The following is a 1,294-nucleotide window of genomic DNA, read 5'->3' on the forward strand; positions in this document are numbered from 1 at the left end:
ATGAATTTGGTGGTGAAAAAATCAGAGAATAATTAATAAAACCGCTCTTATGAGCGGTTTTATTTTGGAGAAAGGAAATGAAAGAGTTAATTGAAAAAATCGAACAATGGGCGGAAGAGAGAAATTTGATTGAAGGCTCTACACCACAAAAGCAAATGCTAAAACTGATGGAAGAATTTGGCGAGCTATGCAGTGGCGTGGTGAAGAATAAGCCGGAAGTGATTAAGGATAGTATTGGGGATTGTTTTGTTGTGCTGGTCATATTAAATGCTCAATACCGCAGGAAGTCGGTTAATCCAGAGAATGATTTTAACCAAAATATGCTAATACCGAATTATCTTTACAAATCAAAGCATATTGATGACGCAATGATGATTGCGATTAGTCATTTTTCAGCATGTTACAAAGGAGGCTGGCTACCTATGGATTGGGACATCCACAATTCTGTTGAGGCATTACAGAATATAGCTAATCTTAATTATATAGATATTCGAGAGTGTGTTCAGCACGCCTACAACCAAATCAAAGACAGGAAAGGCAAAATGATTGATGGGGTGTTTGTTAAAGAGGAGGATTTGCAAAATGACTAAAGAAAACAACGGTTGGATTAGTGTTGAGGATAGATTGCCTGAATTAGATGACGACGGAACATCAGAATCACTGCTTTTATATGGAAGTGAAGTTTTCAGCAGCCATAAATTTAGATTTGTTGGTTATTTCAATGGAGAGGAATTTCTCACATCAGACAGTGTAGAAATGAAAGTTACTCACTGGCATTTATTGCCGGGCTATCCAAAAGACGAGGATTAAATTATGTTAAGCGAAAAAGAAATTGAGGCACTAAAGAATGGTGCTTATGGTATTACACGTGAAGGGTATAAAGCTAAATATTTAGGCGTACGTGAAGGCGAAGATGAGGTTTTTCATACTTGGGTTATTTACAATGAAAATGGGAGTATCAAGGAAGCCATTGATGCTTATGACACATTTGTGTCTTATTATAGAAATGGCGAAGACCGAGATGATATTATTGGCTTATGGCAAGACAAACCAGAACCATTTGATTTAGAAAAGGTGTTAAATGGAGAACCTTTTAAAGTTTCACACGAAAAACGATTTGCAGCTAAAAAAGTAGAAAATAGCTTAATTTATTATTCAATTAATGAGGACGGGGAATTGGATAGAATTTTTAGAGATGATATCCCTTTTTTACAAGAAAATGCATTCATGTGGAAAGAATCTGAACCAGTAAAATCAAATGCGGATGCTTTACCAAAACCAATCCGTGAATTTG

General features: G+C 35.9%; 3 protein-coding genes. All 3 read left to right on the forward strand.

The window, feature by feature from the left end; genetic code table 11:
* Positions 1–77 precede the first annotated feature (77 nt).
* Entirely contained in the window at positions 78–590 is a 513-nt protein-coding gene (locus BKK54_RS11525) for a MazG-like family protein (RefSeq protein WP_077543202.1), read from the forward strand.
* A complete protein-coding gene (locus BKK54_RS11530) occupies positions 583–810 on the forward strand; it encodes a DUF551 domain-containing protein (RefSeq protein ID WP_077543203.1) in 228 nt (75 codons plus the stop codon). The genes BKK54_RS11525 and BKK54_RS11530 overlap by 8 nt, the downstream gene beginning before the upstream one ends.
* 3 nt (positions 811–813) lie before the next feature.
* A partial coding sequence (locus BKK54_RS11535; protein WP_077543204.1) for a hypothetical protein occupies positions 814–1,294 on the forward strand: 481 nt, incomplete at its 3' end.

The organism is Rodentibacter genomosp. 1 (assembly GCF_001999285.1).
Classification (GTDB): domain Bacteria; phylum Pseudomonadota; class Gammaproteobacteria; order Enterobacterales; family Pasteurellaceae; genus Rodentibacter.

Bases quoted from the DNA above. Each gene is read 5' to 3' on its own strand.
- BKK54_RS11525 (WP_077543202.1), top strand. From the start codon at position 78: ATGAAAGAGTTAATTGAAAAAATCGAACAATGGGCGGAAGAGAGAAAT.
- BKK54_RS11530 (WP_077543203.1), top strand. From the start codon at position 583: ATGACTAAAGAAAACAACGGTTGGATTAGTGTTGAGGATAGATTGCCT.